This window comes from Amnibacterium setariae, from assembly GCF_003581425.1.
GTDB lineage: Bacteria > Actinomycetota > Actinomycetes > Actinomycetales > Microbacteriaceae > Amnibacterium > Amnibacterium setariae.
In genome coordinates this window covers 289,560-316,551 of the sequence record NZ_QXTG01000003.1, presented here as the reverse complement: position 1 = coordinate 316,551, position 26,992 = coordinate 289,560, and the positions used below count along the sequence as shown (strand labels likewise).

22 protein-coding genes are annotated in these 26,992 nt (G+C 72.8%); 15 read left to right on the top strand and 7 right to left on the bottom strand.

All coding sequences use genetic code 11. From position 1 onward, the window contains the following. Positions 1–26: 26 nt before the first annotated feature. Positions 27–470, top strand: a complete 444-nt coding sequence (locus D1781_RS17125; RefSeq protein ID WP_158590159.1) for a VanZ family protein — start codon at positions 27–29, stop codon at positions 468–470. Here D1781_RS17125 and D1781_RS17120 read toward each other — a convergent pair. Further along, on the bottom strand, positions 428–610 hold the full coding sequence (locus D1781_RS17120; protein WP_147392142.1) for a hypothetical protein: 183 nt from the start codon (positions 608–610) through the stop codon (positions 428–430). The genes D1781_RS17125 and D1781_RS17120 overlap by 43 nt on opposite strands. A 131-nt stretch (positions 611–741) precedes the next feature. Here D1781_RS17120 and D1781_RS17115 point away from each other — a divergent pair, with 131 nt between their 5' ends. The 3 genes from D1781_RS17115 (at position 742) to D1781_RS17105 (ending at position 6,890) form a co-directional block, all read left to right on the top strand. Continuing rightward, positions 742–1,485, top strand: coding sequence for a matrixin family metalloprotease (locus D1781_RS17115; protein WP_147392141.1), 744 nt, complete (start codon positions 742–744; stop codon positions 1,483–1,485). Positions 1,486–1,646: 161 nt separating this feature from the next. Beyond that, positions 1,647–4,133 (top strand): helix-turn-helix transcriptional regulator, encoded by a 2,487-nt coding sequence (locus D1781_RS17110; RefSeq protein ID WP_119483709.1) that lies wholly within the window; start codon positions 1,647–1,649, stop codon positions 4,131–4,133. A gap of 165 nt (positions 4,134–4,298) precedes the next feature. After that, positions 4,299–6,890 carry a helix-turn-helix transcriptional regulator gene (locus D1781_RS17105; protein WP_119483708.1) on the top strand — a complete coding sequence of 864 codons (2,592 nt, stop codon included), beginning with the start codon at positions 4,299–4,301 and terminating at the stop codon, positions 6,888–6,890. A gap of 9 nt (positions 6,891–6,899) precedes the next feature. Here D1781_RS17105 and D1781_RS17695 read toward each other — a convergent pair whose 3' ends face one another. From D1781_RS17695 to D1781_RS17375, 4 genes are all read right to left on the bottom strand, one after another. Next, a complete protein-coding gene (locus D1781_RS17695) occupies positions 6,900–7,070 on the bottom strand; it encodes a hypothetical protein (RefSeq protein WP_158590158.1) in 171 nt (56 codons plus the stop codon). A gap of 208 nt (positions 7,071–7,278) precedes the next feature. Then, on the bottom strand, positions 7,279–8,208 hold the full coding sequence (locus tag D1781_RS17100) for an alpha/beta hydrolase (protein WP_119483707.1): 930 nt from the start codon (positions 8,206–8,208) through the stop codon (positions 7,279–7,281). Positions 8,209–8,489: 281 nt separating this feature from the next. After that, a complete protein-coding gene (locus tag D1781_RS17095; RefSeq protein WP_158590157.1) occupies positions 8,490–9,770 on the bottom strand; it encodes a Wzz/FepE/Etk N-terminal domain-containing protein in 1,281 nt (426 codons plus the stop codon). Between the two features lie 137 nt (positions 9,771–9,907). Beyond that, a complete protein-coding gene (locus D1781_RS17375; protein ID WP_147392140.1) occupies positions 9,908–10,984 on the bottom strand; it encodes a glycoside hydrolase family 16 protein in 1,077 nt (358 codons plus the stop codon). Positions 10,985–12,067: 1,083 nt separating this feature from the next. On the opposite strand from D1781_RS17375, the gene D1781_RS17085 reads away from it, so the two are divergent. The 9 genes from D1781_RS17085 (at position 12,068) to D1781_RS17045 (ending at position 22,252) form a co-directional block, all read left to right on the top strand. Further along, positions 12,068–12,544 (top strand): IMS domain-containing protein, encoded by a 477-nt coding sequence (locus D1781_RS17085; RefSeq protein ID WP_158590156.1) that lies wholly within the window; start codon positions 12,068–12,070, stop codon positions 12,542–12,544. 97 nt (positions 12,545–12,641) lie between these two features. After that, the gene (locus D1781_RS17080; RefSeq protein WP_119483703.1) at positions 12,642–16,025 is read left to right on the top strand and encodes a fibrinogen-like YCDxxxxGGGW domain-containing protein; all 3,384 of its coding nucleotides are present in this window, start codon (positions 12,642–12,644) and stop codon (positions 16,023–16,025) included. Between the two features lie 203 nt (positions 16,026–16,228). Then, the gene (locus D1781_RS17075) at positions 16,229–16,795 is read left to right on the top strand and encodes a CDP-alcohol phosphatidyltransferase family protein (RefSeq protein ID WP_233551510.1); all 567 of its coding nucleotides are present in this window, start codon (positions 16,229–16,231) and stop codon (positions 16,793–16,795) included. Further along, on the top strand, positions 16,792–17,712 hold the full coding sequence (locus D1781_RS17070; protein ID WP_119483701.1) for a glycosyltransferase family 2 protein: 921 nt from the start codon (positions 16,792–16,794) through the stop codon (positions 17,710–17,712). Before D1781_RS17075 ends, D1781_RS17070 begins: the two co-directional genes overlap by 4 nt. An 83-nt stretch (positions 17,713–17,795) precedes the next feature. Then, positions 17,796–18,989 (top strand): O-antigen ligase family protein, encoded by a 1,194-nt coding sequence (locus tag D1781_RS17065; RefSeq protein WP_119483700.1) that lies wholly within the window; start codon positions 17,796–17,798, stop codon positions 18,987–18,989. Then, positions 18,986–20,563 carry an MATE family efflux transporter gene (locus tag D1781_RS17060; RefSeq protein WP_119483699.1) on the top strand — a complete coding sequence of 526 codons (1,578 nt, stop codon included), beginning with the start codon at positions 18,986–18,988 and terminating at the stop codon, positions 20,561–20,563. The genes D1781_RS17065 and D1781_RS17060 overlap by 4 nt, the downstream gene beginning before the upstream one ends. A 3-nt stretch (positions 20,564–20,566) precedes the next feature. Next, the gene (locus D1781_RS17055) at positions 20,567–21,016 is read left to right on the top strand and encodes a glycosyltransferase family protein (protein WP_119483698.1); all 450 of its coding nucleotides are present in this window, start codon (positions 20,567–20,569) and stop codon (positions 21,014–21,016) included. Beyond that, positions 21,013–21,696, top strand: coding sequence for a glycosyltransferase (locus D1781_RS17050; RefSeq protein WP_119483697.1), 684 nt, complete (start codon positions 21,013–21,015; stop codon positions 21,694–21,696). The genes D1781_RS17055 and D1781_RS17050 overlap by 4 nt, the downstream gene beginning before the upstream one ends. Positions 21,697–21,799: 103 nt before the next feature. Continuing rightward, complete coding sequence (locus tag D1781_RS17045; protein ID WP_119483696.1) at positions 21,800–22,252, top strand: adenylyltransferase/cytidyltransferase family protein; 453 nt, start codon at positions 21,800–21,802, stop codon at positions 22,250–22,252. A gap of 16 nt (positions 22,253–22,268) precedes the next feature. Here the strand turns inward: D1781_RS17045 and D1781_RS17040 are convergent, their stop codons facing one another. Beyond that, on the bottom strand, positions 22,269–22,880 hold the full coding sequence (locus D1781_RS17040; protein ID WP_267899811.1) for an arsenate reductase/protein-tyrosine-phosphatase family protein: 612 nt from the start codon (positions 22,878–22,880) through the stop codon (positions 22,269–22,271). A 106-nt stretch (positions 22,881–22,986) separates the two neighbouring features. Between D1781_RS17040 and D1781_RS17035 the strand changes: the two genes are divergently transcribed. Then, complete coding sequence (locus D1781_RS17035) at positions 22,987–23,925, top strand: glycosyltransferase family 2 protein (protein WP_233551508.1); 939 nt, start codon at positions 22,987–22,989, stop codon at positions 23,923–23,925. On the opposite strand, the gene D1781_RS17030 is transcribed toward D1781_RS17035, so the two are convergent. After that, positions 23,901–24,935 carry a glycosyltransferase family protein gene (locus D1781_RS17030; protein ID WP_119483693.1) on the bottom strand — a complete coding sequence of 345 codons (1,035 nt, stop codon included), beginning with the start codon at positions 24,933–24,935 and terminating at the stop codon, positions 23,901–23,903. The two genes, D1781_RS17035 and D1781_RS17030, sit on opposite strands and share 25 nt — an antisense overlap. 1,095 nt (positions 24,936–26,030) lie before the next feature. Between D1781_RS17030 and D1781_RS17025 the strand changes: the two genes are divergently transcribed. Beyond that, the gene (locus D1781_RS17025) at positions 26,031–26,990 is read left to right on the top strand and encodes a right-handed parallel beta-helix repeat-containing protein (protein ID WP_119483692.1); all 960 of its coding nucleotides are present in this window, start codon (positions 26,031–26,033) and stop codon (positions 26,988–26,990) included. Positions 26,991–26,992: the final 2 nt, after the last annotated feature.

Here is a 26,992-nt window from a genome sequence, read left to right as displayed (position 1 = left end):
GCGCCCTCGCCGCCTACGGTGCCCGGATGCGCCGACCCCGCCTGCTCCGCGTGCTCGCCGCGGCGGCCGCGCTGCTCGTCCTCGTGGTGCTGCTCGCACCGGCGCACACCGACCTGCCCATCGCGTGGCTGAGCGCCTCCCACCTCCTCGGGAACGCCGCCGCGGGCGGCACCCCGCTGTGGTGGGCCCTCGAGGACCTCGCGAACATCGCGCTCTTCGCGCCGCTCGGCGCAGCGCTCGCCCTGCGGCTCCGCCCCGTGCCCGCTTGGCTCGTGGCGGTCGCGGCAAGCGCGTGCTGCGAGACCGCGCAGCTCTGGATCCCGACGCGCCACGCATCGGTGCTCGACGTCGCGATGAACACCATCGGCGCCGCGGCGGGCGTCGTGCTCGTGCGGCTCGCGAAGAGGACGACCGCCCGGCGCGCGGCTCAGGCGAGCGCGACCAGGCCGCACTCCGTGCAGGCCCAGTAGGGCTCCCCGCCGGCGGACTCCTCCGCCTCCATCCGGACCAGGCAGTCGGGGCAGTTCGGGGTGTCGAGGTCGCGGTCGTCCGCGGCGACGGGCACCGCGGGGTGCAGGCCGCGCAGACCCTCGTCCTCGCCGTCGCTCATCGCACCATGGTCGCGCACCGCACCGACCACGGGCAGCACCCGTTCAGGTCCGGTGCAGCGGCAGCGGCCCACGGAAGCCTCCCCCGATCAGGGATCTGTCGCCTCGGGCCCGGCGCGGGCACCCTGTGCGGATGATCCTCGGCCGCGCGCGGCTCGCGGGGGCGGCGGCCGTACTGCTCGCCGCCGTCGCCGTCGCGCCCGCGGCGTCGCCGCCCGGCCGTGCGACGCCCGCCGCGGCGGCGCGGACCGCGAGCGCGACCACCGCGGACGCGCGGTTCGAGCTCGCGTCGCGGACGGATCCCGGGCGGCCCATGCGGTGGCTCGCCTGCAAGCCGATCGAGTACCGCATCAACCCGACCGACATGCCCGCGGGCCTCGAGCCGACCGTCCGGCACGCGATGAGCGTGCTGCAACGACAGACGGGCGTGCGCTTCCGCTACGCCGGGCACACGCGACACACGTTCACGAGCACGACCCACGCCGCGACGCCCACCGTCTACATCGCCTTCACGTCGCGACGGCGAGCGGCGGGCCAGACCTTCGGCGGCCCGGGCGGGGAGATCGGCGTCGGCGGCCCAGCCGGTTCCTGGGCCGTCAGCGGCGGCCGCACGACGGAGGCCATCACCTACGGGCGGGTGCTGCTCTCCTCGCGCTTCCGCGGTCCGGCGACGGGCGGGGGCGCGTCGTGGCAGGCACTGATCCTCCACGAGGTCGGCCACGCGCTGAACCTCGCGCACCGCGGCGGCGCGCGCACGATCATGCATCCCGTGCTGAGCGGAGCGACTCCCGCGCAGTACACGCCCGCCGAGGTGCACGCGCTCCGGAAGGTGCTGCAGACCTCGAGGTGCGACTACGCGGCCTGGTCCCGCCTCTAATCAGGGACTCCTCCGTCCCTCCCTCATCCGGCGCGCGCCCGTGCCGAAACCGTTACCCGGGGTTGCCCAGGGGAACCGGGGCACCCGGCCGCGCGCTGTCTGATGGACCTGTCACCATTCGGCCGATCCCCGCCCCACCCCGCTCCGCAGCCTGGACACCGATGCCCGAAGACACCGCTCCCCTGGTCGGCCGCGCGGCCGCGCTGGAGCAGGTCGTGCGGCTCGCGCGCCGCGGCACCGGGTCCGTCCTGACGGGTCCGCCCGGCTCCGGCGGCTCGCGCATGCTGCGGGAGGTGCGACGGGCGCTGCTCGCCGCTCCCGGCGAGGTCGTCCTCATCACCGCGACGGGCGCGTCGGACGACGCGAGCCGCGCCCTCGGCGCGCGCGGCGACGGCCGGCCCCTCCGGGCCCTGCTCATCGAGGACGCGCACCGGCTCGACCCCGAGACCGGCGAGCGCGTGATCGCCCTCGCCCTCGCGGGCACCGCGGTCGTCGCGAACGCGACGGGCCCGGGCGGCATGACGGACGCCCTCCGCCGCATCATCGACGAGGACCGGGCCGTGTCCGCCCCCCTCGCGCCGCTCGCCCCGGAGGAGGTCGCGGAGCTGGCCGCGGCGATCCTCGAGGACCCGGTCGACGCCGTGCTGACCGACGCGCTGACCACGGCGTCGGAAGGACGGCCCGGCACGCTGCACGAGATCGTGGAGGACGGCACCGCCTCCGGCGCGATCGTGCACGCCGACGGCCTGTGGCGGCTGGTCGCCCCGCTGCCCGCCGCGCGCTCGGTGCGGTCGGCGGTCCTCGCCGCGTTCGGCGCCCTGCCGCCCGAGCAGCGCGGCTGGATCGCGGCGGTCGCGGTCGCCGGCGCGATCGCCGACGACCTCGCACCGCGCATCGCCGCGCCCCGCACCATCGCGGCCGCCGCCGAGGCGCGCTGGACCGCGCACGACCCCGAGCGGCTCGTCCGGCGGATCCGGTCCGTCCCGACGCGCACCGCGGTGCTCGGCACGCTGACGCCCCGGGCCCGCGACAGCGTGCTGCGACGACTCGCCGACGTCGCGGACCAGGCGGCACGGCCGCTGCAGGAGGACGAGCGGACCGCGCTGCTGCGCTGGCGGATCGAGCTCGGCGACCCGGTCGACGCCGCCGAGGCGTTCGCGCTGGCCCTCCTCCCCGACCAGGACCACGACGCCCGGGAGGAGCTGCTGCGCGCCGCGGTCGCGGGCGGTGCGCCCGCCGGCGCCGCGCTCGCCGAGCACCTCCGCGTCACGCGGCGCCCCGGCGAGGCGGCCCGGCTGATCCGCTCCGCCCTGCCCGACGCCGCCACGCACGCCGAGCGCGTCGCGCTGCTCCGCGTGCAGTCGCTCACCACCGGCGTGGTCGAACGGCGATCCGGCGACGCGCTCCGCGTGCTCGACGAGGCGCTCGCCGCCGGCTCCTACCGCGACCTGCTCGCCGTCCGCGCCGCGCTGCTCATCATGGAGGCGCGTCCCCGCGAGGCGATCGAGGTCGCCGAGGTCGTGCTCGCGTCCGGCCCGGAGGCCGGGTTCGCCGGTCCCTTCGCCCTGCTGCAGCGGACGATGGGCCTGCGGGAGCTCGGGCGGCTCGATGCGGCGCTGGCCGCCGCGACGAGCTACGCGCTCGCCGAGCGGCGCCGCGACGACGTGCTGAGCGGTGCGGCCCTCGGCAGCTGGCTGTCGTCGGAGATCGCCGTCGCCGTCGGGCTCGACCTGCCTCGCGCGGACACGGCCCTCGCCGTCGAGTACGCGTCGGTGCCGCCCGCGCTCCGCGCCGCGCGCCGTCCGCCGCTCGCCTACACCCTGGGCACGATCCGCGTGCACCGGGCCGACCCGGGCTCGGCCGTCAAGCTGCTCCGCGAGGCGGACGCGGGGTCCGGCTCCTGGCGCGAGGGCTGGCAGCCCCGCATCCTGTCGGAGCTCACGATCGCGCAGGCCCTCGCCGGCGACCTCGACGAAGCCGGCGCGACGCTCGAGCGGCTCCGCCGCATCGTCTGCCCGCCGATCCAGCGCGCCCGCGTGGAGCTCGCCGCCGCGCAGCTCGCCGCCGCGCGCGGCGACGCGACCGCGGCGGCCGCCACCGCCGCCGCTGTCGTGGACCGCGGTGTCCGCGAAGGCCTGGTCCTCGACGCCTTCGACGCGGCCTACGCCGGCGTCCGGTACGGGGACCCGCAGGCACCGGCCCGGCTCCTCGCGCTCGGCGGGGCGCCGCCCGGCCCGGGGCGCGCGGCGCAGCGCGCCTACGCCCAGGCGCTGGCGAGCGAGGATCCGCTCGCGGTCGACGAGGCGGCGACCGGGCTCTGGGCGGTCGGGCTCCGGCTGCACGCGATCGAGGCCGCGGCGCGGGCCGCCGAGCTGGGCGCGCCGGACGCGGCACCACGGCTCGTGGCCTGGCTCGCCCGCTCCACCGGCCTCCGCATCCCCGGCGTGACCGATCGGCGCGGCGGCGTCGCACTGACCCGTCGCGAACGGGAGGTCGCGCGGCTCGCGGCGACCGGCATCTCGGACCGCGCGATCGCGGCCGAGCTCGGCATCACGCTCCGCACCGCGCAGACGCATCTGGGACGCGCGTTCGCCAAGCTCGGCGTGCACCGGAGGACGCAGCTCCGCGACCTCGTCGGAGAGCCATGATACGCACCTGAGGGCCCGATCGCGAAACGCCCGCCGCTCCGCGCTCATCATCTGCGCAGTCCGGTCTGCGCATCATCCCCGAGATCCGCTCCCCCTCCGTCCGGATCGCGCCACCCCTCCCCCGGCGCCCGAGCAGCGCCGCTCCCCCCGACCGACAGCAGACCGATGAACCCCGGCACCCCCGGCGACCCCGCCTTCATCGGGCGGACCGCCCTCCTCGACGCCGTCGTCACGCGCGCCCTCGGCGCCGGCAGCAGCGTGCTGACCGGCCCGCCCGGCACCGGCCGCAGCCGGCTCCTCCACGAGGTCGGCCTGCGGCTCGAACATCACGGGATCGAGCCGATCCGGCTCCGCACGACGGCATCCGCGTCCAGCGTGCCGTTCGGCGTGCTGCTCGGCCTGCTCGACCGGCCGACCCTGCTCCGCGTCGGCGCCGAGGACGCGCTCGGCCGCGCCGCGCTCGTCCGCGCCGCCGTGCTCGCGCTCCAGCCGCGGGCGATCCTGGTGGACGAGGCCTCCCTGCTCGACCCGGGCTCGGCCGCCTTCCTGCTGGAGCTCGCCCGCGGCGGGGTCCCGCTCGTCCTCGCGACGACGAGCGGCCGACGCGTCCCGGACGCCGTGCGTGCGCTCGTCGACGACGGAGTCGCCGTCCCGGTCCGGCTCGACCCCCTCGACGCCGCCGCGATCGGTGCGCTCGCGGCGGGGATCCTCGGCGGTCCCGTCGACGCCGCGCTCGCGGGAAGCCTCGCCGCCGCCTCCGGCGGTTCGCCCTCGGCGGCGCAGGAGGTGCTCCGCGCGGCACGGCGGACCGGCGCGGTGGAGCACGCCGACGGCCTCTGGCGGCTCCGCGGCGAGCTGCCGGCACCGCTCGGCGAGCGGCGCCGGGCGGCAGCGGCCTTCGAGGCGGCGGACCGCCCGACGCAGGACTGGCTGTGCGCCGTGGCGCTGGCGGACGAGCTCGCCGACGACCTCGCCGACGCGCTCTGCGCCGACGAGGTGGCGGACGCGGCGGAGCGGGCGGGCTGGACCGTGCACGACGACCGCGCCGGCACCACCCGCCTGCGCACCGCCGCACAGGTCGAAGCGGTGCTCGAGGGCGTGGCCACGAGGCAGCGCCGCGCCGCCGTCCGCCGACTCCTCGACGCCGTCGAGTCGCTCGGCCGCGATCTCGCCGACCGGGAGCGGATCGCGCACGGCGCCTGGCGGCTCGAGGTCGGCGCACCGGTCGAGGCTGCCGAGGCGCTGGAGCTCGGCGCCCTCACCTCCCTCGCCGCACCGGACCTCGCCGAGCGGTTCCTGCGCCACGCGATCGCAGCCGGCGGCGGGCTCCCCGCGGAGGTCGCCCTCGCCGAGCAGCTCAAGCGGACGAACCGGCTCGACGAGGCCGAGCAGCTGCTCGGCTCCGGGGGCACCCCCGCCGAGCACCGCAGCGCGGACGACGTGCAGCGCGTGCTCGCCTACGTCAGCGGCTTCGGCGCCCGCCGCGCCGACCAGGCGCTCGAGGTGCTCGACGCGCACCTGCGAACCCACGGCGAGCGGCCCGAGCTCCTCGCCGTCCGCGGGGGACTCCTCTGGTTCGCGATGCGGTACCGGGAGGCGCTGCCACTGCTCGAGCCGCTGCGTCGCGGGCCGGTCGGCTTCTCCGCGGTGTTCGCCGCGATGCAGGAGGTGCTCGTCCGGACCGAGCTCGGCGACGCGGCCGGCGCGCTGGAGGTCGCGCGCACGATGCACGCGGCGTCTCTCCGCACCGTCGGGCAGATCCCCGAGGGCCCGGTCATGCTCGAGTGGGTGGCGGCCAGGGTGCCCGCCGTCGTCGAGCTCGACCTCGCGACGGCCGACGCTCCCGCCGTCCGCGGGTACGAGCGATCGCTGGCGGACGGCACGGACGCGCTCCGCACGCCCTACGCGCACCTGCTCGGGGTGCTGCGCACGCAGCAGGGCGACCTCGACCACGCCGTGCAGCTGCTCCGCGAGGCGGAGGGCCTGCCCGGCATCTGGCGGGACAGCTTCCTCCCGGTGATCACTGCCGACCTCGGGATCGCGCTCGTGCGGAGCGGCGACCTCGACGAGGCGTCCGAGACCGTCGCGCGAGCCGCCGGACTGACGGCGAGCACGTCTCAGCAGGGACGGGTCCGGCTCGCGGAGGCCGAGCTGCTCGCCGCCTCCGGGGACCGGGCGGGCAGTGCCGCCATCGCGCGGGAGGTGGCGGAGCGCGCCCGCGCCCACGGCGCCCTCGTCGAGGAGTGGGACGCGCTGGCCGACGCGGTCCGCTACCACGACCGGGCCGGCGCCGAGGCCCTGCTCGGGGCGGAGCCGCTCCCGGGAGCGGCGCGGGCCGCGCAGCGCGCGCACGCATCGGCAGTGCTGGCCGACGAGGGCCCCGTCCTCGACGCGGTCGGGCGGCGCTACTGGGCGGCGGGCCTGCGCTGGCTCGCCGTGGAGACCGCGAGCGCGGCCATCGCCCGGCTCGAGGAGGAGCGGCTGCCGCTGACGCCCTCCGCCGAGCGGCTCCGGCAGTGGACCGCGGAGCTGTCGGGAGTGCGCCTCGACGCGGCGCGGTTCCCGACGGGGACGCCGCTCACGGCGCGGGAGCGGGAGGTCGTCGCGCTCGCGGCGAGCGGCCTGCCCGACCGCGGCGTGGCCGAGCGGCTGGGCATCTCCGTGCGCACGGCGCAGACGCACCTCGCGCGCGCCTTCGCGAAGCTCGGCGTGCACCGCCGGGCCGACCTCACGGCCGCGCTCGAGGGCGAGGGCTGAGCCCGTCGATCAGGAGGCGATGCGGGCGGCGGTGCGCGCGGGCGCGGACGTGGCGCGGTAGGCCATGCGACGGCGGCGGTCCGTGTCGGCGAGCTTGACCGCGCGGCCGATCACCAGCGCGAGCAGGACGGACACCAGCACCCAGGCGGCGAGCACCGCGAGCACGATCGTCAGGACCATCCGAACCTCCCCCAAGGTCGGGCTCCAGCCTTTCGAAGGCGCGTTCGCCCGGGCATCCCCAGTACGAGGGTCCGGGCGGGGTGGTCTCGAGGCTCGCTGCGCTCGCACCTCGACCAGCGGGAGCGGAACCGTCGAACGCGCGGATCGGGGTGGTCTCGAGGCTCGCTGCGCTCGCACCTCGACCAACGGGGTGGGCGCGGGTTCGCGGCTACTCGGCGGCGAGGAAGTCGAGGGAGCGGGCGACCTCGGGCAGCTCGGCGACGGGGGCGATGTTCAGGTGGCCGTGGAGCATGCCCTCCGCCACCGTGAGCGCCGCCGGCACGCCGCGGGAGGCGAGCTGCAGGGCGAAGAGCTCGCCCGAGCCGCGCAGGTCGTCGTACTCGGACACCACGATGCGCGTCGGCGGGAACCCGGTCAGGTCGGCGAGGCCCGGCGTCTCGGCCGCCGGGATGTCCGTGATGCGCCCGAGGTAGGTCTGGAAGATCGCGAGCACGACCTGCGGGAAGAAGCGCAGCGAGGGCGGCAGCTCGCGCAGCTCCGCCGCGAGGGCGTCCTCCACCGCGGGGTTCGGGAAGTGCAGCGCCGGGTAGGCGAGCAGGACGGACGCCGGCGCCTCCGCCGAGCCGGTCGTGCGCAGGGCCGCCGCGCTCGCGAGGAACGCCCCCGCGCTCGCGCCGCCGAGCGAGGCCCGCGCCGGGTCGATGCCGAGCTCGGCAGCGGACCGAAGGAGCCAGCGCCAGGCGGCCTCGACGTCGTCGACGGGGATCGGGTGGTGCACCGTCTCCCCCGCGAGCCGGTACTCGACGCTCACGACGACGCCCCGGAGGCGCGACGCGAGCTCCAGCGACACGACGTGGGCCTCCGGCATGTCGAGGTCGCCCGAGACGAAGCCGCCGCCGTGCGCCCAGAGCAGCGACCGGGCGCCGCGCTCGAGGTCGGCGGCCCGGTAGACGCGGACACGGATCGGTCCATGCGGGCCGTCGATCGTCCGCTCCTCCACCGCCACCGCCGGCGGGGCGTGCTCCCCGTAGGGCTCGCCGAACCGCAGCGCCTCCTCGGGCAGCAGCTCGGTCGGCGTGCCGGGCGCGACGTCGGCGATCAGCGGGAAGCGGGCGGCGATGAGCGGATGCACGGGCACCCGCCCATCCTCCCGCGCGACGTCCGGGCTACGGTTCGCACATCGAGGCGCGGTGACAGTCCGGCCTGCAGGCCCGACGAGGGCCGCGAATCAGCTCCACGGCTTCCACCTAGGGACAGCCGGCGTAAGCGAGGCTCATCGACACCGCTTCCGATCCCGGATCCGCCTGCTTCGCAGAACGACCTGCACCCCGGGGCGCTGGTCGACTGCAAGACCGACCGGGCGACGATTCCGTCGTCGGTACGCGAGCATCGCTCGACGACAGCCGCGGTCCTCGGCGATCAGACCCGGCGCGCAGCGAACTCCTTCGCGGCGCTCTCGTCGTTCCACTGCAACTGGTCGGCTGCCGCGCCTGCAGTCGCCTCCGCTGCTCGCGACGCGCTTCGTTCGATGAAGATCGGCACGAGGACGTGCCCGTCGTCGAGATCGCTCAGCGCGAGGACGTCTCGCACTTCGCTGGTCCGCGTTCGTCGATCCGCCACGACGGACACGACATCGGCTTCCGAGATGAGCACGGCGCGCTGCGCCTCGGATCGGACGCCGCTGGCGTCGATGCAGACGAGGTCGACGTCGTCCTCTCGTTGGTACCGCCACCCTCGGTCGAGAACACCGTCAGGCAGCTGCTCCACCTGGACCTGCTCGACGGAGCGACCGAGCCGCGGAGCCGCACCACGAGCCGCCTCGATGATCCGACCGACCTGATCCGGTTTTCCGAACAGGACGGCGACGGCCGGCCTGCCCGAATGCGCGGCGCTGGCGGCCCGCAGCATCCATCGCGTGGTCTCCAGCTCGTCTGCCGGTTGCAACCTGACGACGCGTGCCCTCGTGACCTCGAGCAGCCGCTCGGAGAACCGGACCCGCGGGTCGGTGACATCCCAGAGCAGAGCCACGACCGCGCCGAGAAGCAGGCCTCCTCCGAGGCCGCCCATGACGAACACTGCGATCCCGAAGGAGGAGGGAGAGGTCGGTGCGACGGCCTTCCCGATGACACGTGAGGTCGCGTCTCCGACGTGCTGGAGCGCGGTCCGCTGCGACAGCAGGTCCACGCGCGACCGGCTGTCCCTCGGCGCGGCCGCGATCTGCTCGTCGAGCGCCGCGATGCTCGGACCGGCGGTCTGGAGCGCGCCCTGGGCACGGAACTGCTGGTACGCCGACGCGAGCGCATTCGCCTGCTTCGCGGCCTCGTCAGGGTCGCCAGCCAGGACCGTGACCTGAAGCACCTCGGATCCTTGCGGCGCAGCGACCGACACCGACTGATCGAGCATGTCGGCCGTAGTCCCATCACGCAGGAGGCCGGCTGCGATCGCGGCCACCTCTCGGGACAGCATGACAGCGCGCTCGGTGTCGATGTTGATCGTCGGCGTAGCATTCGACCCGGGAAGCCGCACCGGCAGCACGGCTACGGACGCAGTCGCTTCGTAGTGTCGAGGGGCGACGACGCCCGCCGCTGACGCGAGCGCCGCCGTTGCGAGGCAGACGACGACGATGAGCTTCCAACGGCGGCCGATGCGCCGAACCACCTGTCCGACGTCGAGCGACCACTCGTCGGTCTTGGCGGGCACAGCGACTCCTCGTGCCCGGGCAGGCAGGTGAGGGCTGCGAGTCACGCCCGGGTCGGATGACGTCGCAGAGCAAACGGGTGCGTCGATTGTCTCCGGACGCGGCCGCCCTCGCATCCCCCCGTTCAGGTCGGTCCTGCTCAGCGCTGGTAGACGCGCACCCAATCGACGTCGTACCGCTTCGGGAACACGGTTGCCGCGTCGGGCGATCCCGGCCATGTTCCTCCGACCGCCAGATTCAAGCGGAGGAAGAACGGCCGCGCGAAGGTGGAGTCGAGCCAGGGCGTCGTCGTCGTCGAGCGGGTCCACACCGCGCGTCCGTCTATGTACCAGGTCAGCGAACCGGGCTCCCAATCGACGCCGTACCGGTGGTACTCGCTGGAGAGCGATCCGGAGGGATAGGAGATCGTGCTCGTCTGCTTGCCGATGCCACCGGAGTAGTCGTGGTGGATGGTGAGGTGTGCTGCGTCCTTCGCAGCGCTGGAGGACGTCCCGATGGCTTCGAGCACGTCGATCTCACCGAATCCACCGTCGGTCGGGCGAAGCCAGAACGCCGGCCAGAGCCCCTTGGAGGTACCCGGCTCGACCGGGAGCTTCGCTCGCATCTCGACGTAGCCGTACTGGAACGCCGACCTGCCGGACGTCTCGATCGTCGCGCCGGTGTAGGACCGGCCTCCTGGGAACCGCGCGTCCCGCGAACCGCATTGGACGGGGCGGACCTCCTGCTGCGCGACGAGCGTCAGACGGCCATCGGCGACGCTCACGTTGCTCTTCATCTGGCACTCGAGCTGCTGGTTCCCGTCGCCGAACGTCGACCGGTCGAGCACCTTCCAGCGCGCTGCGTCAAGCGTCGTGCCGTCGAACTCGTCGTTCCAAGCAAGTCGCCAACCACTGCCGCCCGGCCCGTCAGGAACGGCCGGCACTCCTCCCGGTTGCGGAACGATCAGCGGAGGAGCGGGAGTGGTCGTCACCGGTGCAGGAGTGACGAACGGCGGCGAGGGAGCGGTGGTCGGCTCCGGGGACGGCGTCGGCAGGGGCTGAGCAGCCGGTGCCGGTGAAGTGGTCGACGAGGGCAGCGGCTCGGCCGGAAGCGGAGCAGGCGTGGACGCTGCGGCCTCCGAGGGGACGACAACGGGTTGCGACGACGCGGTCGCTGAAGGCGCGTCGGCCGGGGCCTGCGGATCACGGGAAGGGGCCGCGCTCGGAGCGATCTCCATCCCGTCCGGCGTCGACGAAGCAGTCGGCTCCGGAGAGGTGCCCGACTCCGCGGCCGACGAGGAAGGGACTGGCGACGGCAGCGCGGTTCCGGCCCCCGCCGTCGGACGCGGCGCAGCCGGACGAGGCACGAACCACGACTCCCAGAAGACCCACCAGAATCCACGCCCGGGCGGGACCACGTGCTTCTGATGCATCCGCTCGTCATGCCGCTTCGGTCGGAGGTGACGTTGAACCTTCGCCGAGGTTCTCGACGGCGCCTCGCGAAGCCCCTGCCGTACCTCGGCACCACTGCTCGACACCACTGCCCGAGATGCGGTGGCGCGCTTGAGATCGGAGACGTCCGCGAATGCCGGCCGAACGAGGGACATCGAGACCACGAGGGCCGCGATCGCGACAGCGACCGTGGTCCACCGTCCGCTCCGGAGCGCCCGACCTCGGCGCGCCGCGGGCGGGACGTAGGTCACTCGGCGCGATGCGGACCGCCGTCCCCGCGCTCGGACGAACGACGACTCTTCCGAGCTGGCCGCAGGCGGCTCTGACATCGCGACGCGATCCTTCCCTCACCAGCCCCGGCCGGGCTCGCGGAGGAGTGTGACACGCCGGAAGATCACCCGCTGAAGCCTTCCGCACACTTGAATTGCGGTGCAGGGATTCCCGACATGCCGCGCGAGATCTGCGCCGAGCAGCACGATCCATGGCATGCCCCGAACAAGGGGTGGGCAGACCCTTCTACTCGCCCTACAGTGAGACCACCCTGAGCATCTCCTGCCGATTCGTCGTCACGGTGCTCGCGCAGGCTCGACGCCTGCGCCACCCAACACCCTCCCCCCTGTGACCCGACAGGCGACCCCAATGCACACCCCGCACCACAGCACACCCTCCACGCCCCGGCTGCGCTCGGCCGTCTCGCGGCCGCACGCAGCTCTCGTCGATCGCGAGCCCTCTTCATGAGGCGCCTGCTTCTCGCGGGCAGCGCCGGGCTGATCACGCTCGTCGTCGCTGGCGCGCTCGTCGTACCGCACCTCATCAGCCCGGGCATGCCGAGCACGCGATCGATGACGGCCGCGCCCTCACCGTCGAGCATGGCCACGGCGACGAGCGTCGAGCCGCTCTCTGCTGTCACGCCGCCTGCGGCGGCGGCTCGACGTCGCATCGACGACCACTCCGCCGCGGCAATCGTGTCGACCTACTCGCGCTCGGTCAGCGCCCTGACCGCCCGATCGAGCGCGGACGAGCTCGCGCAGGTCGTCACCGGCGAGGCGCTGCAGGAAGTGCAGGCGCAGGTGCTCGAGCTCAAGGCGAACGGGTGGAGCGTGCGTGGCGCGCCTCGGATCGCAGAACTCCGCGTGCTCCGCTCGCACCTCGATTCGACCGTACCCACCGCGACGGTAGAGGCCTGCGTCGACTCCCGCGACGTCCGAACCGTGGATTCCGCCGGAAAGACCGTCCTCGCGAACCCTCACGCGTCGCGGCGCGCGCTGAACCTGTACGACCTGGCCTACCGGGACGGCGCCTGGCGCGTCGACGCCCACGGCTTCCCGAGCGATACGCGCTGCTGACCAGCACTCCGAACCCGACCTCAGCCCCACGACACCCGCACCCCGCAGCCCCCGACTACCCATGCGTCCCCACGCCTCGACCGACGGAGCCCCGTTGATGTCCTCCTCCCCCTCAGCCGCCCGACGGCTCAGCACCCGCTTCCTTCCGGCGATCGCGCTCGCCGGCGCACTCGTCCTCGGCACCCAGACCGCGCCCGCGATCGCGGCGGCGCCGGCTCCCGACGGGTCGAGCACTGCCCGCGCCGCCGCCTCCTGCTGGGAGGTCAAGCAGAACGCGCCCGACGCTCCGAGCGGGATCTACTGGCTCTACACGCCGGCCCTGACCGCTCCTCAGCAGTTCTACTGCGACCAGACCACCGATGGCGGTGGATGGGTGCTGATCGGTCGCGGGCGTGAGGACTGGAGCCAGTCCGGCGAGGGGTACGGCACGCCTGCGCAGGTGCGGAACACCGTCGACGGCACCTCGGCCTTCGCCGCCCGTGAACTCAGCGCCAGGACGATCGGCGCTCTGCTGAACGACGCGCCCGTCTCTTCGCTGCCCGACGGAGTCCGTCTCCGCCGAGCCTCAGCCGCGGACGGCTCCGCTTGGCAGGAGGTCCGCTTCACGTTCTCCTCGCCTCGCAACGACTGGTCCTGGCTCTTCGCCGACCTCCAGCGCGTCGGGACGTGGAGCTTCGACGGCACGACCGGCGCCGGCGGCACCACCAAGAGCTTCGGCAGCGATCAGGCGTTCCGTCGAGTCCAGACGACCGTGAACAAGTCGGTCGGGTATCAGAACGGCTTCGGCTTCGGCAACACGGTCGCCGGCAGCACCGCGGCGACGAGCTACATCTGGAAGGGTGCCACGGGCTACGCCCGGCCCTTCACCCAGGTCTACCTGCGTCCGAAGCTCATGAGCAGCGCCATCGAAACCGCCTTCCCGACGGGTGGGACCGCGGCGCGCACGCAGCCGTCGGTCGCAAGCAGCCTCGCGCTCCCGACCGTGTACGGCGTCAACGGCCTCGGCGCAGCAGGCACCGGCATCCAGGACACCGAGGTCTCGGCCTTCACCGAGAGCAAGGGCGCCGTCTACGTCGGCGGCAACTTCGCTCAGGTGCAGCGGGATTCGTCGGGCACCGGGCGGGTCGCCCAGTCCTACCTCGCAGCGTTCGACGTGCGCACCGGCAGCTACATCCCCGGCTTCACACCCAAGTTCAACAACCAGGTGAAGGCGGTCGCGACGCTTCCCGACGGACGCATCGTCGCCGGCGGCGACTTCAGCAGCGTGAACGGGGTCGCCGAGAACGGTCTCGTCGTGCTCGACCCGACCACGGGTGCGATCGATCAGGCCTTCACCGGACGCCTCATCAACGCCCTCTCGACGAGCGGCGGTCAGGCCACCGTGCGCGCTCTCGACGTCCAGGGCAAGTGGCTCTACGTCGGCGGTTCGTTCACCCACGCGGTCGGAGGCTCTTCCACGGCGCAGGTGTACTCGCGCGGCGCCGTCCGACTCTCGGTGACGGACGGCACGCCGGACCGATCCTGGACGACGGAGTTCGACGGCACGGTCATCAGCCTCGACGCGTCCCCGAAGGGAGACCGGGTCTACTTCGCCGGCTACTTCGCGAACGACAAGGGCACGCCGACTCTTCGCGCCGCAGCGCTCGACACGACCTCGGGTGCGGTCATCCCGTGGACGGTCGACTTCACCTCTGCGAGCGCGAGCTACCAGCAGGCCGTTCAGGAGGTCGGGGACCGGGTGTGGATCGGCGGATCCGAGCACATGGTCTTCAGCTATCACCGCTCCGACATGAGCGAGGCGAGCACGAACCTGACCTCGTCCGAGGGCGGCGACGGCCAGGCCTTCGGCAGCGACGGCACGAACGTCTACGCCGGCTGCCACTGCTACCTCGCGAACTACTCGGACGCCAAAACCCACAACTGGACCGACCCCGGCACGGCGTGGACCCAGGCCTCCAAGATCGAGGCGACCGGCGCGTGGAATGCGACCACCGGCACCTACGTCCCGGCGTTCAGCCCTTCCTTCAACGAGCGCGAGGGCGCAGGCACCTGGGCGATCTTCACCGACTCGACGGGTGTGACCTGGATGGGCGGCGACTTCACGGCCGTGCGGACCGGCAGCACCGGCAAGGTCTGGGCAGGCGGATACGCGCGCTTCGCACCGAACGACTCGACCGCGCCGACGGCGCCGACCGGACTGACCGTCGTGCCGAGCAGCACGGGTGTCACCGTCTCCTGGAAGGGGTCGACGGACGCATCGGGCGCCGTCACCTACCAGGTGATGCGGGACGACCGAGTGGTCGCGACCACGACGTCGACCTCGATCGATCTGCCTTCGGTGGACGGGGACCCCAACTATTTCGTACGCGCCGCTGACGCGTCGTTGAACCTCTCCGCGAGCACGCCGGCGGTCAAGACGACGATCACGCCGCCGCCGAGCAGCGCCGGCACGCTCGTCGCGGACGGTTCGAGCTGGAGCTGGGCGACGTCCGCCGATGCCGGTTGGGCCGCCGCCGCGTACGACGCGTCCGGTTGGGCCTCCGGCTCTGCTCCGCTCGGCTGGGGCGACAGCAGCATCGCGACGACCGTCAGCACGGCTGCGTCCAAGCCGCTCACGACCTACTACCGGAAGCAGATCACCATCAACGCTCCGGACACCCTTGGGGCGGTCACGCTCTCGACGAGGGCCGACGACGGTGTCGTGGTCTACGTCAACGGCGTGGAGGTCGGTCGGTCGAACATGCCGAGCGGAGCGATCGGCAGCGGTACTTACGCGAGCTCGGCCGTGAGCACCAAGAGCGCGACGGCCGCGCCGGTCACCTTCACCGTGCCCTCGAGCCGCTTCGTGCAGGGCGAGAACGTCATCGCCGCCGAGGTGCACGCCAACTACAGGACGACACCGAACTCGAGCTTCGACCTCTCGGCGGTCGCTGGCGGCTCGAGCCCGACGCCGGGCCAGCCGCTCGCGAGCGGAACGACGGTGCTCGCCGACCAGAGCGCCTGGTCGTACTGGCACGATTCGACCGCCGTCGCGGCCGGCTGGTCGGCGAGCGCCTTCGACGACACCGGCTGGCCGACTGCGCGCGCCGCACTCGGCTGGGGTACCGGAGCGATCGCCAGCCAGCTTCCTGCGCCCGCGTCCGGCCGTCCTCTGACGACCTACTTCCGGTCCGCGTTCGTGATTCCTGACGGCGGGCTGCCGAGCACCGGCCTCACGCTCACCACGCGGGCGGATGACGGCGTCGCCGTCTTCGTGAACGGCGTCGAGGTCGGCCGGGCGAATCTCCCCACCGGGACGCTGACCGCGGGCACGTACGCGCTCAGCGCCCCGAGCACCTCGACCGCGACCAGCAACCCCGTCACGTTCACCGTGCCCGCATCGCTCCTGCGTCCGGGTCGGAACGTGATCGCCGCCGAGATGCACTCGAACTACCGGACGACCCCCAGCGCGAGCTTCGACCTCGCGGCTGTCGTGCGATGACGAGCGCAGATCTGGCGGTCGAGCGCAAGCCCGGACCCGGACCCGGACCCGGGGAACGCCGGACCTTCCGTGGCGCGCTCCAAGAGCTCGCCGAGGTGCAGAAGCCCGGGGCGGGGTTCCCGGCGTACACGCGCTGGGTGAATCGGCGACTCGCACGCGTGCCTGCGGCCGCTGCGTTCCGAGTCGGCCTGACACCGAACGCGGTGACCGCCGCGAGCGCGGCGTCGTCCGCGGCCGGCATCGCGCTCCTGATCACCCTTCCGCCGAGTGCCGTCCTCGGCGTCTCGGTGGCGATCCTCCTCGCGCTCGGATACGTCCTCGACTCGGCCGACGGCCAGCTGGCGCGGCTCACAGGAAGCGGCAGCCGCGCGGGCGAATGGCTCGATCACGTCGTTGATGCGATGCGCATGCCGGCGATCCATCTCGCAGTGCTCGTCGGCCTGAACCATTGGCTCCCGGAGCAGACGTGGGCGCAGGCCGCCGCGCTGCTGTTCTGCATCGTGGCTGCCGGCCAGTTCATGAGCCAGGTGCTCGCGGAGCAGCTGAGCGGGCGAGTCCACCGCGCTCCCGCCGGACGCGGCGGGGTGCTCCAGTCGGTAGTCAACCTTCCGACCGACACCGGACTGCTCTGCTGGCTCTTCCTCCTCTGGGGCGCTCCGCTCGCCTTCGCCGTCGTCTACACCGCACTGCTGGTCCTCAATGCGGGGCACGCGCTCATCTCTATGCGCCGGAAGCATCAGCACCTCGAACGGCTGGGGAACGCAGCATGAACACCGCTCTTCCCACCATCGGCGTCGTCGTCGCCACGAGGGGGCGTCCTCAGCTCCTGCGCGCTGCGGTCAGATCGATCCTCGCGCAGGACTACCAGGGCGATGTCCACGTGCACGTGGTTTTCGACGGCGTCGAGGTCGACCCCCTCACCGACGTCGACGTGCCCGAGAACCGCTCCCTGCGCACGTCGGTCAACACTCGGACAGCCGGGCTCGCAGGCGGCCGGAACACGGGCATCCTGGCCGCGACCGCGGAACTGATCGCGTTCTGCGACGACGATGACGAGTGGCTGAACGGCAAGCTCTCCGCGCAGGTCGAGGCCTGGCGTGAGGACCCGACGGCGGCAGTCGTGGCGACGGGCATCCGCATCGAATCGGCGGGCGGGTCGCACGTCCGTCTTCCGCCGCCGCGCGCCACGTTCGCCGACTTCCTCGACTCGCGCCTGACGGAGATCCACCCGTCCTCGTTCCTGCTGCGGCGCGCGGACCTGACCGGTCCGATCGGTCTGGTCGACGAAGTGCTTCCTTCTTCGTACGGCGAGGACTACGACCTGCTGCTCCGCGCGACCCGGGTGGGGCACGTCGCATGCGTCGTCGAGCCCCTCGTGGTCGTCAACTGGAAGCGCACGTCGTTCTTCAACGGCCGCTGGGAGGGCATCGCCGCCGGCCTCACCTACCTGCTTCGGAAGTTCCCCGAGTTCGCCGCCGCTCCTCGTGGAGCCGCCCGCATCGAGGGACAGGTGGCGTTCGCGCACGCGGCGCTCGGCAGGCGTGCCGACGCCCGATCGTGGGCGGTTCAGGCGCTGCGCAACGATCACCGCCAGCTCCGCGCTTATGCGGCGCTGGTCATCTCCCTGCGGCTCGCGCCCGCCGGCCTCCTCGTGGACCTGGTGAACCGGAGCGGACGCGGACTGTGACCATCTCGACCCTTCCAGCAGGCACCCCGGGTGTCCGGCTTCATCAGCGAGTCAGGGCCCTGCCCGCTTGGCCGCTGACTGCCATGGTGGTAACGTACCCGCTGGAGTGGGCGCTGGGAGCGACCGCCTTCGCGTCCATCGGCTTCGCGGCGGTCATGATCGCCCTGCTGCTCGTCCGCGGTCGCGCGCGGCTCGTGCCCGGGCTCCTGCCCCTGCTGGTCCTCCTGCCCTGGGTCGTCATCTGCGGGATCGGACTCCACTCCCTCTCGCAGGGAGTGGGATACGTTCAGCGCCTAGGCGACTTGGCCTCAGCCGCCACCGCCGCCGTCTACTACGTGAATGCGCGTGAGCGCATCGATGCACGCCTCGTCATGAACGCGGTCGTGGTCCTCTGGTCGTCCGTCGTCCTGCTCGGACTCGTCGCGATCGCGCTCCCCGACGCGCGCCTGACGACACCCGTCTCGTTGATCGTCCCGAACGGTCTGCTGCAGAACGACCTCGTCCACCAGCTGCTGCTGCCGCCCCTCGCGGAAGTGCAGCAGCCGTGGGGCGCGGAGCAGCCGTTCAACCGTCCCGCTGCTCCCTTCCCCTACGCCAACAGCTGGGGTGCGGCCTACGCCCTGCTGACGCCGGTGGTCGTGGCGTTCCTCACCACCGGCCCGAGTCGTCGGGTCCGCCTGGTGCTGAGCGCCCTGCTCGTCGTCTCGGTCTACCCGGCCGTGCAGACGAGCAACCGCGGGATGTTCCTCGGCCTCGGCATCGCGGTCGTGTACGTGGTACTGCGTCTCGCGCTCCGCGGGCGCATCGCAGCCGTCGTCGGCGCCTCGCTCGCGGCCGCCGTCGCGGGCGCCTACCTCGTGCTCAGCGGGGCCGTTCAAAACATCCTCGAGAGGCAGGAGGTCAGCGACAGCACCGGAACCCGATCGGACCTCTACTCGGCGACCTTCCGCGCCACTCTCGATTCGCCCTTCCTCGGATGGGCGAGCCCGCAGGACGACGCCACGATCGGGTACGCGCTCGGCACCCAGGGCCACGCCTGGACGCTCATGTACTCGTACGGCTTCGTGGGGCTCGCGCTCTTCGTGCTGTTCCTCCTGGGCGTCGCACTGCGGACGGCCGCGGCCCCGACGACGCCGGCGCTGCTGCTCCACGCCGTCATCGTCATGGCCATCCCGCTGATGTGGTTCTACGGGCTCGGAACGGTGCAGCTGCTCGTGCTCGTGCTGGTCGCGGCGGTCCTCCTGCGAGCCCGCAGTGACGGCGAGGAGCTGCGGTGAACGCGAGACGAGGCGGTGCGCTCCGCTCGGGTACGGTCACCTTCGCCGGCATCGCCATCGGTGCGCTGGCGACCCTCGCGCTCGCGCAGGTCGTCGGCCGCGGGCTCGGACCGGCAGGCACCGGTCTCTTCTTCCAAGCGGTCGCACTCTTCGCGATCGTGTCGAACGGGCTTCAGCTCGGCGCGGACACCGCACTCGTGCGGACCCTCTCCCGGCACATCGCGCTCCACGAGCAGGACCGACTGCGCAGCACCGTCCGGTCGGCCCTGCTGCCGGTGATCGGCGTCAGCCTCCTCGTATCGCTCGCGGTCTTCAGCTGCGCCGCTCCGATCGGCGCATGGATCACCCCCTCCGATCCCGACTACGCGACAGAGCTCGTGCGCGTCATGTCGCCGTTCCTCGGCGCCGGAGCGCTGCTGACCGTCGTACTCGGAGGAACCCGCGGCATCGGATCCACGCTGCCCTACACCGCGTTGCAGAACCTCGCGCTACCCCTCTCGCGGCTCGCCGTGGTGGCGATCGGCACGATCGCCGGCGCGGGGGTGCAGTGGATCGCCGCGGGCTGGGCGGCTGTCCTCGCACCGCTCGTGGCGATCGCCGCACTCGTCCTCGCCGGTCAGCTGCGTTCCGTCTCCGCCCCGTCCTCCAGCACGCCGTCTGGAAGCCACAGCGGCACCGCACGTCTGTTCTGGGGCTTCGCGCTTCCCCGAGGCGCTTCGACGCTCATCGAGCGAGCGCTCGACTGGTCGGGGATGCTCGTGGTGCTCGCCGTCGGCGGCCCGGTCGTCGGCGGCATCTACGCCATCGTGAACCGCTGCGTCAACGCCGGGACCATGATCGATCAGGCCGCTCGGATCGTCGTCGGCCCGCGGATCAGCCGCGCGCTCGCAGTCGGTGACAGCGACGAGGCCGCTCGACTCTTCCTCGAGGTGACCCGGGCGCTGGTGCTGGTCGCCTGGCCGTTCTACCTGCTGCTCGCCGTGTTCGCCCCTGCGATCCTGTCGATCTTCGGCCCCGCGTTCGCGGCCGGCGCCCTGCCGCTCGCCATCATCGCCCTCGCGATGATGCTCGCAACGACCGCCGGCATGGTGCAGAGCATCCTCCTCATGGGCGGCCGGAGCTCGTGGCAGCTCGGCAACCGCGTCGTCCAGCTCACGGTGCTCCTGGTCGTGACCGCGCTCCTGGTGCCCCGGCTCGGACTCCTGGGGGCCGCGATCGGCCAAGCGGCCTCCATCGCCGTCGACACGGTGCTCGCGGCCACGCAGGTCGCCGTCAAGATGCGTATCCGCAGCTCGGCCCGCCTCATCGCGCTGCCGGCCGCTCTCGCCGTCGTCGTCATCGCAGGCGGCGGCTCCGTCGCGGCGGCACTCTTCGGACGCACCCTCGCGACCTTCCTCATCGCGTCGATCGTGCTCCTCGTGATCTATGCGATCACCGTTCTCCTGCTTCGCGGCCCCCTCGGTCTCGGAGCGCTCGCCCTTCGGGGCGGTTCCAGCGACCCTCTACCAGCTCCCTCCCCAACCCCAACCCCCTCCCCCGCCGTACCCGACGGCGCGGTCGCCCTCGAAAGGTGACTGATGAACCTTCTTCTCATCGCTTCAACCGGAGGCCACCTCGCGCAGCTGCTGTCGCTGCGCGCGTGGTGGCAGCAGCACGAACGCACCTGGGTGACGTTCGACAAGGAGGACGCGGTCTCGGCCCTGGCCGATGAACGAGTCGTCTGGGCGCACCACCCCGTCACGCGGAACGCGCGCAACGCGGTCCGCAATCTCGGTCTGGCCGTCCGCACGCTTCGTAGGCTTCGACCGGACGTCGTCGTGACCACGGGGGCAGGAGTGAGCCTGCCGTTCTTCGTGGTCGCCCGCTTCCTCCGAATCCGCACGGTGTACATCGAGGTCTTCGACCGGATCGACAGCCCGACCTTGAACGGGCGGCTCTCCTACCCCTTCTCGGACGCGATGTGCGAGCAGTGGCCTCAGCGGGAGACGGTCTACCCGGAGTCGATCGTGATCGGACCCGCGCTGTGAGCGCCGTCTCCGTCGTCGTCTCCCTGGGAACGGACCATCACCGCTTCGACCGGCTGGTGAGCTGGGTCGAAGACTGGGCCGTGTCGATGGGCTCCGATGTGGACCTGTTCGTGCAGCGCGGCACTTCACGCCCCCCGCGATTCGGGACGCATGTCGTCATGGTGTCGAGGGAGGAGATGCTGAACCGGTACCGGGACGCGGACGTCGTGATCACCCAGGTCGGCCCGGGCACCATTCTCGACGTCGCCTCGGTCGGGCGGATCCCCATCGTCGTGCCACGGCGCCCGGACCTGGGCGAGCACGTGGACGAGCACCAGATCCGCTTCGGACGGTTCATCGCCGGACGCGGCGAGGCCGTGCTCGCGGAGGACGAGGTCGCGTTCCGTGCCGCGGCCACCGCAGCCCTCGAGGACCCGCAGCACTTCCGTCGCGAGCCCCGCTCCTCGGCTGCCGCGGAGACGGCACTGGCGCTCGCAGCGGTCGTCGACGACGTCATGAGTCGGCCGGCGGGATTCATCCGCTGGTCGCGGCTGCGTCCTCTCAGCCGGTCCAGCGGCCAGCGACGTCGGACTGGACGGTCCCTCACGACATCGAGTGCCGTCGAGCTTCCGGCGCTCGTGGAGGTCTCGCCGGCCACGGGCCCGTCATCGATCTCCGAGAAGCACTCCTCCCTCGCGTGATCCGACCCTCGCCCATCCGCTGCGACCGCAGCCTCGAGCCCGTCCCGCCGTCGGGTCCGCTTGCGAAGCCGACCTTCTTCCGAACCCACCTGCTGAGGATCACATGAACGAGTCCCTTGTCCGCATCGGCTACGCGGCCGGTGCGTTCGACCTGTTCCACATCGGGCACCTCAACCTGCTCCGCCACGCGAAGAGCGAGTGCGACCTGCTGATCGCCGGCGTCGTCTCCGACGAGATGCTGCAGCTGACGAAGGGCATCACGCCCGTCATCCCGCTCGCGGAGCGGATGGAGATCGTCAGCCACATCTCCTACGTCGACCGCGTCCATGCCGAGGTCGTCCCGGACAAGCTCGACACCTGGCGAGAGGTCGGATTCACCCACTTCTTCAAAGGCGACGACTGGCGCGGCACCGAGAAGGGCCTCCGGCTCGAGCGCGAGTTCGCCGCCGTCGGCGTCGAGGTCGTCTACTTCCCGTACACGATGTCGACGTCGTCGACCGTGCTGCGCCGGGCGCTCGCCGCGCTGAACGGCGAACCCGAACGCATCAACGGCTGAGGAGCACGCGTCGACCTCAGCGGGTCGCGGCCTGCCCCGCCAAGAGCGTGCCGATACGGCCGGAGAGCCGCCGGACGTCCTCGACCGTGGCCGCGTGCGCTGCAGCGTCGATGTTGTGGCCGTCCTCCACCGACAGCCCGTCATCGGCCGCCTCGGACGGCTTCCGCGCGAGGAGCCGCCCGAGGCCGCGGCGCTGAACCGGTGCGGGTACCGGAGGCCGGACGATGCCGCGGAGGGCGCGCATCCGCTCGGCGAGTTCCGCGACTGTTCCTGGGAGCGGTCCGGCCTCCGCGACGGCCTCCACCATCGCGGCCGCTTCGCGGATCGTGAAGACCTTGCCCTGCTGACCGGGCGCCAACCGGGCGACCGCTCCGCGCTGCTCCCGCTCCATCGTGATGACGAGGTCAGCCGCGACGATCAGCGCTCCGTCGAGCTCCCGCGCCCGATGAGCATCGGCGTGGGAGGCGTCGTCCAGCCCGCCTCGCGCGACGTCGCACATCGGCGCGCCCGTCAGTCCTCGCACGCCCGCACTCGCGATGGCGGCACCCTCGAGCGGCCCGGAGGTCAAGGTCTCCTGGAGATGCATCGCCGCAAGGGGGCTCCGGCAGATGTTCGCGGTGCAGACCATCAGAATCGAGCCGATGTCGGGTCCGCCGTCGCGCATCACCGCACGATCCTGACATGCGCACCGTCGTAGCCTGGCAGGATCGACGGGGTCCGCGGAGGGAGGCCGAGTGGTCGATCCGAGCCCCGTCTCCGTCGTCGTCGCGATCCTCACCTACCGGCGGCCCGATGACATCGCAGCCGTGCTGCCGGCAGTGGTCGAGCAGCTCCGCGAGGTCGACGAGGTCGTATCGAGGGCCCGGGTCCTCGTGGTCGACAACGACCCCGGCGCAGGCGCCCGCGAAGCGGTGTCGGCCGTCGGCGGCCCCGTCCAGTACGTGCACGAACCCGAGCCGGGCATCGCAGCGGCGCGGAACCGGGCTCTCGACGAGGCTCGAGATGATGACGTCCTGGTGTTCATCGACGACGACGAGCGCCCCGACCCGGGATGGCTCTCGGCGCTCCTCCGCACATGGTCGTCGACCCGCGCCGCCGCTGTCGTCGGTCCAGTCGTCTCGCACTTCCTCGTCACCCCCGGACCGTTCGTCGCCGCCGGGCGCTTCTTCGATCGGCGCCGACATCTCACAGGCAGCACGGTCGACGTCGCCGCCACCAACAACCTGCTGCTCGACCTCGCGGTCGTACGTCGGATCCGTCTCCGCTTCGATCCGACGACCGCCGCGACCGGTGGGGAGGACACGCTCTTCACTCGCGCGCTCGCAACGCGCGGGGGGCGCATGGTGTGGTGCGACGAAGCCGTCGTGCGCGACATCGTCCCGCCGTCGCGGATCACTCCGAGGTGGGTGCTGCAGCGCGCGCTCTCGAGCGGCAACAGCTGGAGCCTCACCGCGGTCGCGCTCGCACCGAGTCGTGCGCAGCGGTTGTCGACGCGCACCGTGCTGCACGGACGGGGCCTCGTGCGCCTCGTCGGCGGGGCCGGGCAGAGCACTGTCGGGCTGCTGACCCGTCAGCCGTACCATCGGGCGCGCGGGCTGCGGACCGCCGCCCGCGGGCTCGGGATGCTGCTCGGCGCGTGGAACGTCCGCTACCGCGAGTACCGCCGGGACTGAGCGGAGGACAGCGCGAGACGGAACGCCCGCACGTGGCCGTCCGCCGCCGCTCCCCAGGACCGCGCCCCGAGGTCGGGCCGGTCGCCCGGCGCGATCGCGCGCACTGCTGACAGGGCCGCCGACAACGCCTCGGCTGTCAGCGGGCCGTCGTAGCGCTGCACCCACGCCTCTCCCGCCTCGACCGCCAGCCGGTCGTTCGCGGGGTTCCGCGGCACGAGGACCGGCCGGTCGAGGGAGAGCGCGGCGAGCGCACCGCCCGAATTGTGCATGTGCAGGTACGGGAGCACGACCAGCTCCGCTCGGCCGCACGACTCGACCAGCTCCGCGTCGCTGAGGTACTCGAACCGCAGCAGAATTCGTGGATCGCCGTCGGCCGCGTCCGTGATCGCGCGCTGGAGCTCCGGTGTCGACGGCGCGCCGGCCACCTCGAGCGTGCGGTCGTCGGGCAGCGGTCGGAAGGCGCGGACGAGACCCTCGACGTTCTTGTAGCGGCGGATGAGACCGAAGTAGCCGTACCGCCCCGCGATCGCCTCGGGCCGCGGGTACCGCGAGAACCAGTCCCGGTAGTGGCCGTGCAGGACCGTGACGGAGCGCTCCGGATCCAGCCGGGTCTCCTCGTTCAGAGCGATGCGGACGCGAACGCCCCGGTCGAACCTGCGGAGCAGCGCGCGCTGCACGGCGCCGAGCCCGGAGGGGACCTCGAGGTTGTGGACCGTGCGCACCACCGGCGTGCGCCGCAGCCGCAGCCGCAGCAGGAGTGCGGCGAAGAGGACCTGCCGAGCGACCGAGCGCAGCCGGTCGCGCCCCGTGACGAGGATCTCCGGCCAATGGGCGTGGAAGACGTCGTACCGGCTCAGGAGCGCCGCGCGCCAGGAGAAGGTCTGGAGCACCAGCCGGTCGTCGGCGTCGAGCGCGTCCCGCAGCATCGCGATGTACGGGTTCGTGGTCGCCCGCGGCACCGGGAACGACTCCTGCACGACGATCGGCCGCGCATCGCCGGACTCGCCCATCCGCCCTCCGTTCGCAGCCCGCAAGTCTAGGCGGACTGCGGATCGCGCAGTCGGGCTATCGTGCCGCGGCCGTCCGGCGGCGTCGACACGCGGTGCAGACGTGGATCGCTCAGCGACGTTCCTCTGCTCGGAAGCCCTGTCGCCGGCGCTCGTGCCGAACGAAGGTCGCGGGTTAGGGTCCGTGCCGTCCACCGGCTCTGACAGAGCCCCGCCGAGACGAGCTGCATGTCCACGCCACGCGCACCACGTCCGCCTGCTGCCGACCACAGCGGTCGACCGATGAGCGGAACGGCGCTCGACGTGCACCCCGTCGGCAGGCACCGCGCGGGGGCGGACACCGGTCGGCCCCGTCCGTTCGACCCCTCCGCCTGCGTCACTGACCCGCGGCTCTTCGACGTCCCGCTGCCCGTTCCCCCCGCCCCGTCAACCGGCTCCCGCGAGCAGGCACGAGTCGCGCCTCGACCGCGGCGCCTCGACGTGTCCGCGCCGTCGCCCGCTGCGGCGGCAGCGGTGCGAACGCCCAGGCAGCCGCCCCGGGACCAGCCCTTGATCGTGCGCCCTGCGGTCCCCGACGCTTCCTTCCGTCCCGTTCCCGCACCGCGGGCGACGGGACCGGTGCCGGTCACGACCGCGCCGCTGCGAGCGACGACCCTCGACCTGCGGACCGCTTCGGGGACCGCCCCGGCTCCGGCCCCGGTCCCGACCGGACGTTCACGGCGGCACGGGAACGCCGTCGCCGCCGCGGCCGTCGCCGTGCTCGGAGCGGTCACGACCGGAGCCTTTGTGCTACCGGCGCGCGCGGACGAGATCGCGGGAACGACCGCGCCCGAGGTCTCGGAGATCCCGGCCGCCGCTCTCCCGCTCCCGGTACGGTCCGCCCGTCCGGCATCCGCAGCCGGACCGGCGCACACCCAGGACGCACCGGCCGGCTCGAGGGGCGGCACACGGAGCGCGAGCGCCGCCACCTCGAGCGGGGCGTCCGCTTCGACGTCGGCGACCGCATCGGCGTCGCCGACCGCCGGGTTGTCCACGAAGCGACCAACCCGCCGTTCGGCGGCGCCGGCCCCCTCCCTCCCTGCGCCGGCGCAGTCCTCGGTGGCCGAGGCCTCCTCCCCCTCGACACCCCCGCGCCCGACCTGGAGCCCCGTCGGCGCCGTTCGAGCGCTCCGCACGATCCTCGCCGGCCGCCCAGCAGGTCGCACCACCGCGCTCGACGCCGGCACGTTCGACTTCGCCGACTTCGCCGCCTCTCTCGTCGGGGTCGACCTCGGCGCCTCCGGCGGCCTCCGCGGCGCGGGATCGGCGCGGACGACGATCGCGATGAGCGGCGGCACCTCCTCCAAGGCCGGAGCCGTGCCGCACGCGGACTGGACGACGAACCAGCTCTACCTGATGTCGGTCACGGGCGCGTCGCCCGTCCTCTCCGGGTTCACGCTGCGAGGCACGGCACAGGGCCATCTCTACAACGGCGTGCGCATCGGACAGGCGACGAACGCCCGTGTGGACGACCTGCGGGTGGTCGGAATCCCCGGGAACGACGACATCCCTCCGGGCGAGACGTTCGGGATCAACGACTGGCGGACGAACGGCTCGGTCTACTCGAACATCGAGGTGGACGGCGCCGGGCGCGTCGGTGCCTCAGGCTTCGCGACCAACAGCTCCACGAACGTGACCGTGCGGTCCGGCAGGTTCCACGACATGCGTGCGAACGGGACGGCCTTCTGGCAGACGAGCGGCGTGACGCTCGACGACGTCAGCGTCACGAACAACGTCACCGGCCTCAACTTCGAGCGGACGACCGGTCGGATCGTCGTGAACCGGCCGGTCTTCGCGGGCAACAACCAGGACGTCTACCTGGCCAGCGACCAGGGAGGCGGCACGCTCGTCATCACGGATCCGACCTTCGGCAACACGTACTCGGGCCGCAGGATCAACATCCAGGTGCCGAAGACCTACCGCGGGACGGCGAACCACTTCTCGCGCGCGAGCGTCAAGGTGATCATCGGCGGCGTCGACCGGACCGCCGACGTCGTGCACTGGGTGGGGAACAGCTGACG

Coding starts and splice junctions, on each gene's coding strand:
- D1781_RS17125 (WP_158590159.1), top strand. CDS start 27: ATGCGCCGACCCCGCCTGCTCCGCGTGCTCGCCGCGGCGGCCGCGCTG.
- D1781_RS17120 (WP_147392142.1), bottom strand. CDS start 610: ATGAGCGACGGCGAGGACGAGGGTCTGCGCGGCCTGCACCCCGCGGTG.
- D1781_RS17115 (WP_147392141.1), top strand. CDS start 742: ATGATCCTCGGCCGCGCGCGGCTCGCGGGGGCGGCGGCCGTACTGCTC.
- D1781_RS17110 (WP_119483709.1), top strand. CDS start 1,647: ATGCCCGAAGACACCGCTCCCCTGGTCGGCCGCGCGGCCGCGCTGGAG.
- D1781_RS17105 (WP_119483708.1), top strand. CDS start 4,299: ATGAACCCCGGCACCCCCGGCGACCCCGCCTTCATCGGGCGGACCGCC.
- D1781_RS17695 (WP_158590158.1), bottom strand. CDS start 7,070: ATGGTCCTGACGATCGTGCTCGCGGTGCTCGCCGCCTGGGTGCTGGTG.
- D1781_RS17375 (WP_147392140.1), bottom strand. CDS start 10,984: ATGGAGATCGCTCCGAGCGCGGCCCCTTCCCGTGATCCGCAGGCCCCG.
- D1781_RS17085 (WP_158590156.1), top strand. CDS start 12,068: ATGGCCACGGCGACGAGCGTCGAGCCGCTCTCTGCTGTCACGCCGCCT.
- D1781_RS17080 (WP_119483703.1), top strand. CDS start 12,642: ATGTCCTCCTCCCCCTCAGCCGCCCGACGGCTCAGCACCCGCTTCCTT.
- D1781_RS17070 (WP_119483701.1), top strand. CDS start 16,792: ATGAACACCGCTCTTCCCACCATCGGCGTCGTCGTCGCCACGAGGGGG.
- D1781_RS17065 (WP_119483700.1), top strand. CDS start 17,796: ATGGTGGTAACGTACCCGCTGGAGTGGGCGCTGGGAGCGACCGCCTTC.
- D1781_RS17055 (WP_119483698.1), top strand. CDS start 20,567: ATGAACCTTCTTCTCATCGCTTCAACCGGAGGCCACCTCGCGCAGCTG.
- D1781_RS17045 (WP_119483696.1), top strand. CDS start 21,800: ATGAACGAGTCCCTTGTCCGCATCGGCTACGCGGCCGGTGCGTTCGAC.
- D1781_RS17040 (WP_267899811.1), bottom strand. CDS start 22,880: ATGGTCTGCACCGCGAACATCTGCCGGAGCCCCCTTGCGGCGATGCAT.
- D1781_RS17030 (WP_119483693.1), bottom strand. CDS start 24,935: ATGGGCGAGTCCGGCGATGCGCGGCCGATCGTCGTGCAGGAGTCGTTC.